The organism is Mesorhizobium sp. M8A.F.Ca.ET.181.01.1.1, assembly GCF_004792025.1.
Classification (GTDB): domain Bacteria; phylum Pseudomonadota; class Alphaproteobacteria; order Rhizobiales; family Rhizobiaceae; genus Mesorhizobium.
Window position 1 is genome coordinate 1 of the sequence record NZ_SRTV01000152.1, and the last position, 331, is coordinate 331.

1 protein-coding gene is annotated in these 331 nt (G+C 68.6%); it reads left to right on the forward strand.

Features of this window, described 5'->3' with window-relative positions; translation table 11 throughout:
- Positions 1–331: VTT domain-containing protein (locus tag EN824_RS33995; protein WP_210236388.1), on the forward strand; the 331-nt coding region annotated here is incomplete at both ends.

Below are 331 nucleotides of genomic sequence, written 5' to 3' on the forward strand. Positions count from 1 at the left end.
CCGATCTCGCCAACGTGCTGATGACGCGCCTCGGCGTGCCGATTCCCGCCGTGCCGGTTTTGCTGTTCGCCGGCTCCGCGATCGCGGCTGGCACCTTGTCGTTCTGGCCGGTGCTGTGCGCGGCCGTGCTCGGTGCGTTGATTGGCGACGGCGTCTGGTTCACCGCAGGCCGTCTGTATGGGCGCAAGCTGATCGGCGTGCTCGGCCGGATGCTGCCTGCCATCGACGCCCGCATCGAACAGGCGCGTGCGCTCTTCGAGCGCTTCGGCGTGCCGCTCGTGTCGATCTCGAAGTTCGTGCCTGGCCTCGCGCTCGTCACACCGCCGCTGAT